At 67.0% G+C, this 4864-nt stretch carries 5 protein-coding genes; all 5 read right to left on the bottom strand.

The genetic code is table 11. The annotated features are described in order from the left end of the window. On the bottom strand, positions 1-289 hold a 289-nt coding region (locus tag H0W38_RS16640; protein ID WP_292456113.1), incomplete at its 3' end, for a hypothetical protein. 1 nt (position 290) lies between these two features. Next, a complete protein-coding gene (locus tag H0W38_RS16635) occupies positions 291-1721 on the bottom strand; it encodes an aldehyde dehydrogenase family protein (protein WP_292456111.1) in 1431 nt (476 codons plus the stop codon). Between the two features lie 38 nt (positions 1722-1759). Further along, on the bottom strand, positions 1760-3301 hold the full coding sequence (locus tag H0W38_RS16630) for a tripartite tricarboxylate transporter permease (protein ID WP_292456110.1): 1542 nt from the start codon (positions 3299-3301) through the stop codon (positions 1760-1762). 6 nt (positions 3302-3307) lie between these two features. After that, complete coding sequence (locus H0W38_RS16625; protein WP_292456108.1) at positions 3308-3877, bottom strand: tripartite tricarboxylate transporter TctB family protein; 570 nt, start codon at positions 3875-3877, stop codon at positions 3308-3310. Positions 3878-3977: 100 nt separating this feature from the next. Next, a partial coding sequence (locus H0W38_RS16620) for a tripartite tricarboxylate transporter substrate binding protein (protein WP_292456106.1) occupies positions 3978-4864 on the bottom strand: 887 nt, incomplete at its 5' end.

The following is a 4864-nucleotide window of genomic DNA, read 5'->3' as shown; positions in this document are numbered from 1 at the left end:
GAGCAGCGCAGGGCTCGTGGCTGCGCGCGCAGCGCGCTTCGTCAACTGACTCGTCGCGGTTGTCTGAGCGCAGTGAGCGCAGCGAACGAAGCGAGTTCCGCGACGGGGCCACGAGACCGAGCAGCGCAGCGCAGTCGACCCGCAGGGCCGACCGCCGCACCGAAGCGAAGCCCGCCGCCCGCCCGCGGCTTTGCTCCCCCACAACCCCCGAAAAGCCATAACAACACAAGCCAAAGTCAAGCATCGACCCGACACGAAATCCATTCGAACCGAACTCAAGAGCATTCATCTCAACGGCCGTACTTCTCGAAAAACTCGCCCAGCACCGCCTCGTCCGACGGCACGACCTCCGCAATCGGCCGCGCAATGCGCGTGGTGTTGAGATAGTGCCGGTAATTCATGTTGTCGGAGAAGTTGTTGCCGCCCCAGGTGCCGCAGCCCATCGAGAGCGAAAACGGCAGGCCGTTGTCGAAGCTGCCGCCGGTGGCGATGCAGTGCGCCTGGTTGACGATGACCCGCGCGACGGCCAAGTTCAACCCGAGATCGAGCGCGCGCTCGTCCCGCGTGCTGTGCAACGACACCGAATGGCCGGCGCCCTGGTGGGCGTAGATGCGCTCGACGATCTGCTTGGCATCGTCGAAGTCGCGGGCGCGGTACACCGCCAGCACGGGAGAAAGCTTCTCGCCGGAATAGGGATGCGCGGGGCCGATCTGGGCCTCTTCGACCATCAACACGCTCGGCGCGCCCAGGTCGTCGAGACCGGCGCCGCGAGCGATGGCTTGCGCCGACTGCCCGATGGCGCGCGACGACAACTTGCCGTCCGGCCACATCAGCTTTTGCACCGCGGCCTTCTGGTCGGCATCGAGCAGCACCGCGCCGCAGGCGGCCAGCGCAGCGAGCATGCGGTCGTACACGGCATCGACCAGCACCACGCTGTTTTCCGACGAGCAGCTGGTGGCGTTGTCGAAGGTCTTGGAGCGCACGATCTTTTCCGCCGAAGCGTCGCAGTCGGCTGTTTCGTCGACGATGGAAGCGACGTTGCCGGCGCCCACGCCGAAAGCCGGCGTGCCGCTCGCGTAGGCGTTCTTCACGTTGCTCTGCGAGCCCGTGACGACAACCAGGTCGCACTGCTGCATGAGCGCCTGGGTCGAGGCCTTGGAGATCGGCGCCGGCAGCATTTGCACCAGGTCGCGGGGCGCTGCGATGCGGTCGAACTCCGCGTGGATGTATTCGAGCAGCAGCGCGCAAGCCGTCACCCCCTTGGGGCTCGGCGCGACGATCACCGCATTGCGGCCCTTGAGCGCGTTGATGATCTTGTTGGCCGGTGTGGCGGCCGGGTTGGTCGAGGGGGTGACGGCCGCCACCACACCGACCGGGCGGGCGATTTCCACCAGCCCCTTGGCGGGGTCTTCGGAGATCACGCCGACGCTGGGCGCGCCCTTCAGATCGCGCAGCAGGCCGAGCGTCTTGCGGTAGTTCTTGCGGATCTTGTCGTCGACGTTGCCGATGCCGGTGTCCGCAACGGCCAGCTCGGCCAGCGCGCGGTTGCGCGTCGGCTCCATGATGGCCCAGCCGGCGGCGGCAACGAGCTCGTCGGTGCGCGCCTGGTCGTAGCCGTTCGCAATTAGCTGGGCGGCGCGGGCGCGGGCGACGAGTGCGGCCACGGGATCGGCCTCGTTGTCGGGTGTGGCGGAGCGGGAGGTGTACGAGACGGTGGCCATGGGTGGCTTTCGATCGAAAAGTGATGAAGAGAAAAAGCTCAGGGGCGCGCCGGCTTCGACTCTGGCGGCTGCGGGCGAGCCGGGCGCAAGCGCTGCAGGGCTGCACGCAAGACCGGGTAGGCCAGCCCGAAGAAGGACAAGGCCATGATCACGGCGCTGATCGGGCGGGTGAAGAACACCGTCCAGTCGTTGTCGTAGCTCACCATGGTCGTCATGAAGTTGCTCTCGGCCAGCGGCCCGAGGATGGTGCCGAGCACGAGCGGCGCGATCGGGAACTTGAAGCGCTCGAACAGGAAGCCGATGACGCCGAAGGCCGAGATCACGTACAGGTCCGTCAGGCTGTTGCGCGCGGCGAAGGCGCCGACGAAGCAGAACAGCACCACGAAGGCCGAGACGATGGCCTCCGGCGCGTCGAGCACCTTGCACAGGGGCTTGATCGCGAAGTAGCCGAGGATGCACATGCCTATGAGCGCCACGAACACCGAGGCGAACACGGTGTAGACGAGGTCCGGGCTGTTCACGAACACCTGCGGGCCGGGCTGAATGCCGTGCAGCAGGAAAGCCGCGAGGATGATCGCGGTGGCTCCACTGCCCGGGATGCCCATGGCCAGCAAGGGCACGAGCGCGCCGCCCACCGAGGCGGTGGCGGCCGACTTCGCCACCACGATGCCTTCAGGCACACCGGTGCCGAGCGCCTTGCCGTTCTTGCCGTACTGACTCTCGATGCCGTAGGCCACGAAGGCCGACACCGTGGCGCCGGCACCCGGCACGACGCCTACGATGATGCCGGTGAGCGTGCCGCGCAGCAGCGTGTACTTCATGCGCAGCGTCTCCTTCAGGCTCGGCAAGGCGGTCTTGAAGCGAGAGGGGTCGCCCGAGTCGGCCGCGGCCTCGCTCTTGAAGCCGGTGTTCAACCGCGTCATCACCTCGCCGATGCCGTAGGCGCCCACCATCACGAGCAGGAACTCGATGCCGTCGAGCAAGAAGGGTTGGCCGAAGGCGAAGCGCTCGGCGCCGTAGATGGAATCGACGCCGACGGTGGCGAGAAACAGGCCCAGGCACAGGCTGATCAGCGAATTGACAACCGAGCCGCCCGACAACGCCACCACGCTCGCCAGGCCGAAGAACACGACAGCGAAGAACTCCGGGGACGAGAACTTGAGCGCGACCAGCGCCACCGGCTTGGCCAGCGCCACCATCAGAACGGCCGAGGCGAGCCCGCCGATCAGCGCCGACGACAACGACCAGCCGAGCGCCTTGGCCGCTTCGCCGCGGCGCGTCATGGCGTAGCCGTCCCACAGCAGCGGCACGTCCATCGGCTCGCCGGGAATGCGGAACAGGATCGCCGTCATCGCTCCCGCATAGGTGCCGGAGACGTACATGGCCGTCAGCAGGATGAGGGCCGGCGCCACGCCCATCTTGTAGGTGAAGGGCAAGGCCAGCACCACGCCCATCACCAGGGTGAGACCCGGCAGCACGGCGACCAGCATGCCGAGCACCAGGCCGATCACCATGACCAGCAGGTTGAACGGCGTGAAGATCGTGGCCAGGCCGCCGAGAAGGTTGATCAGAACGTCCATGTTTTCCTACTTCACGCCGATGAGGGCGAGCAGCGCCGTCGAGAGGCTGAGGAACGGCCCTTCGCCCAGCGGCAGTGAGATGTAGGCCACCCGCATGAAGACGACGACCAGGACGAAGGCGCCGATGCCGCTGATCGCCAGTGCGGCGAGCGGCCGCCGATAGCCGCCGAGCCACATGAAAGCGCCCAGGAACAGCGCCGTGGTCACGAAGAAGCCGAGCCACGGCACGACGACGACGTAGCCGACGATCAGCGCCGTGCCGGCCCACAGCAATCGCGGGTACTCGGGCTCGGGAACCGGCGCGCTGGCCGTGGTCGGATCGACGGCTTCGGCCGGGCTGCGCTCGAGCTCGCCGGTCAGCCCCGTGGCATCGACGCTATCGCGCACCACCAGCCGCTTGACGATCTCGTACAGGCACAGCAACCCCATGAAGCCGATGACCAGCTTGGGCCAGAAGTCGGGGCCGATGCGCCCGCCGGTGCCGCTGGTGTCGATCTGCATCGCCACCCAGTACAAGGCGACCGAGACGAGCAACATCACGGAATGCGGCAGCACGAGTCGCAAGCGTTCAGGCATGGGGGGCTTCTTTTCGAATGAGTGCCGAGCGCCCCAAGGGCCACCGGGCGGTGCGACCGGGTGGCGGGCGCTCAGTGCAGCCCGCCGCCCATTCGGTCGCTCAGGACTTCTTCTGCAGGTTCGACTCGATGAGCTTGAGCTCGTTGGCGAAGAACGCGTCGGTCTTCGCGGCTGGCACGAAGCTGTCGGCGAAGGCCAGTTCGTCCTCCAGGTACTTCTTGAAGTCGTCGCTGCGCACGGCCTTCTCGACCGCCGCAGCCATCACCGCCACTTGCTTCGGATCGGTGCCCGCGCGCATCACGATGGAGCGGAACTGGCTGATCATGATCGGCAATCCGTGGTCCTTGGCCAGCGCCACCTTCTCGTGGCCGCGCTGCGGCTGATCGGAGAAGAACACGAGCGGGCGCATCTGGTTGCTCTCGAGGAAGGAGCGCACGTCGCCGGCCTGCTCGACCACCACGTCGGCATGGCCGCCGAGGATGGAGGCATAGCGCTCGCCCGGCTTGGCGAAGGGCACGAGGCGGAACTTGGAGCCCTTCTGGTTCATCTGCATGACCTGGATCTCGTCCGGGCTGCCGAAGCCGGTGATGCCGACCTTCAGCTCGTTCTTCTTGGAGTCGGCCAGCAGGTCGTCGAAGGTCTTCCACTTGGCGTCGTTCTTGACGAACAGCCCCGTCGGCTGGCGGATCACCACGCCCAGCGGCACGATGTCGTCGAGCTTCCAGCGCCCGCCACCACCGGCCAGCGTGCCCATCGTGTCGCCGATGAACGTGGCCATCGAGTAGCCATCGGGCGGCGAATTGAGCAGCTTGCTCATGCCCGTGTTGCCGGTCGCGCCGGGCACGTTGATGATGGGGAAGGACGTGCCCAGATCTTCTTCGAGCAGCCGGCCGAGGCGCCGCGACACCTGGTCGGCGCCGCCGCCGGCACCCCACGGCACGATGAACTCCACCGGCCGCGAGGGGTATTTGTCCTGCGCCCAGGCCA

The organism is Methylibium sp. (assembly GCF_013817365.1).
In the GTDB taxonomy this organism is placed as follows: domain Bacteria; phylum Pseudomonadota; class Gammaproteobacteria; order Burkholderiales; family Burkholderiaceae_C; genus Methylibium.
The sequence above is the reverse complement of the archived record's forward strand: the minus strand, read 5'-3'. Positions and strand labels throughout refer to the sequence as shown.